At 47.4% G+C, this 1,981-nt stretch carries 2 protein-coding genes; both read right to left on the bottom strand.

The window, feature by feature from the left end; translation table 11 throughout:
• Positions 1 to 559 precede the first annotated feature (559 nt).
• Positions 560 to 1,207 carry a hypothetical protein gene (locus tag MLD24_RS21425; RefSeq protein WP_248169365.1) on the bottom strand — a complete coding sequence of 216 codons (648 nt, stop codon included), beginning with the start codon at positions 1,205 to 1,207 and terminating at the stop codon, positions 560 to 562.
• An 85-nt stretch (positions 1,208 to 1,292) separates the two neighbouring features.
• Positions 1,293 to 1,697: a hypothetical protein gene (locus tag MLD24_RS21420; protein WP_248169364.1), complete on the bottom strand. Its 405-nt coding sequence runs from the start codon at positions 1,695 to 1,697 to the stop codon at positions 1,293 to 1,295.
• Between the last annotated feature and the right edge of the window lie 284 nt (positions 1,698 to 1,981).

Raw genomic sequence — 1,981 nt, 5'->3', positions numbered from 1 at the left:
CCTAGCCTTCGGCTCTGCGAACACCTGGCAGGAGGACTTTCACCTCCCTAGTTCTGTGCCATGCCCGGCACACACGCTGAAATTTGCGGCAGTTTTGGAGCGGCGAAGCCGCGGAGAAACTGTCCGGCAACATTGACTGGTTAAAAAGGGCAGACTTCATCTCGGATGCAGATTTCCACCCCTGATACAGCTATTGACTTCATAGTCATAACTGCCACCAGAGTCCAGACACCGATCTATTTCCACTTGCTGATTGATCCACGGACCAACAGCCGCCGCTAAGACAGCGATAACGACTAGGAGAGCTGGAAAGAACAGCATTAACTTGGCTTCCCGGCTGAAATGGTCACTCAGTTTTAGCATGTAGTACCCAAAGCTCTGGCCCGTTCATTTGCCCCGCTAAAGAAATCTACAGGCGGAAGGACTACGTTCACCAGGAACCACCTGTGTTGCTCATGATTTTTAACGCCAATATTCAGCGGCGGCCTTTGCGTAGCGAAGCGTAGAAAAGGCCGTCCGGTGGAGGCCCTTTAGGGCCGCAACGAACTGGAATGACTGGTTAAACGATGCCCAACTCATGCCGCATCTCCCTGAAGATTTGCTCCTGAAGATCAATCAATTCTTGAGCCTCCCCTGAAGCTTCTTCTTGCATGAATTCTTGAACCTTTTGTTGCGCAGCATCTGGCTGGGCTAAAAAGGTCGTCGCGTTCTGGTTCATCCAGTTCAGGAACGATACCGTTCTCTCCTGTACCTTTTCGAGAGCGGAGACGTAGGACTCAATCAACTCAAGCAGTGGCTCTCCGGCTTCTAGGCGCAGACCATTCATTTCGTTCTTGAACATCAAAAACTTATCTGAAATATCATTCTGGAGGCTAAGAGTCTTTTTGATGTATTCGATCGTGTTCTCGGTCGAAGGGTTTTCCAAAATTTTGAAGATTCCCTCCTGAAAACCGTCCATCAGCGCGCGCCGCTGCTCCAGCGAATAAGAATCCATAAGGGCAAAGTATTTCTTATACTGAGCCAGCTTCCCTTCATAGAGACGTTTCTTCTTATCCAGCTCGAAATCTAGATGACTTTTCAGCTTGGCCAGATCTTGATCATATTCAAACTTAATAGACTGCCGAAGCCGCTCTTTGATCCAGAATGCCCCGATCACGTTTATCAGTAGCGCCAGCAATCCAGAGGCTGTGATCGTAGCTAGATCCATTTCGCTCCCTTACGTTTAACGCCGAGCTTTGCGGCAATTTTGGAGCCGCGAAGCGGTATAAAAATTGTCCGCCAACAGTGATTGGTTAGCACAATTGCAGGTTCTCAATCTCGATATCAACGTAGTTCAGGATCAAATTACCATTTGCACTTTGGTGCCAACTGAACTCCACACGAACATTACCGTCGATGAATTGATAATTTCGCTCCACGTCGTCGTCCCACTGATCGACAAGCTCTCCATATAGTTCCAAGATTAGTTCAGGCGTAATGAACCTTGGCTCTGGAAGGTCTTTTTGCTCTCTAATTAGGGCATCATTGAAGCAAGACCCTTCCGAATAGTAGTTACTGAATCGGGCGCGGATGCCGAAAACACGCCCCGACCGGATAATTATTGAATAGCCCAAACTTTCAATGATTCTATCATCGCCATCAAATGGCATTCCTAGATGAAAAAATCCGATTTCATACTTGTCTAGATCGAGGTCCATAGCCCTGGGATTCATTGAGTGCTAACAGCAATTAGACCGCGTTCTTCGATATTGCGAAAAAGCCGATTCTAGATAACTCCGCATTTCACACATCCCAGCACGGGTTCAAGTTTCCGATTAAACAACAGCTTAGCGCACTTCTCATCGGATCACTATGTAATCGCTTGACTTCCACATTTTGCGCACCCAATACCACTGTACAAATACGGCTCTTCACTTCTTCTGGTGGGTAACCCTTTATTTTCCTATCATTTTTGGTCACTGTTATCCCATCCGATTAACGC

The sequence above is a fragment of the Marinobacter xestospongiae genome, from assembly GCF_023156385.1.
In the GTDB taxonomy this organism is placed as follows: Bacteria; Pseudomonadota; Gammaproteobacteria; order Pseudomonadales; family Oleiphilaceae; genus Marinobacter; species Marinobacter xestospongiae.
This window is presented reverse-complemented; position numbering and strand designations above follow the sequence as displayed.

Coding starts and splice junctions, on each gene's coding strand:
- MLD24_RS21420 (WP_248169364.1), bottom strand. CDS start 1,697: ATGGACCTCGATCTAGACAAGTATGAAATCGGATTTTTTCATCTAGGA.
- MLD24_RS21425 (WP_248169365.1), bottom strand. CDS start 1,207: ATGGATCTAGCTACGATCACAGCCTCTGGATTGCTGGCGCTACTGATA.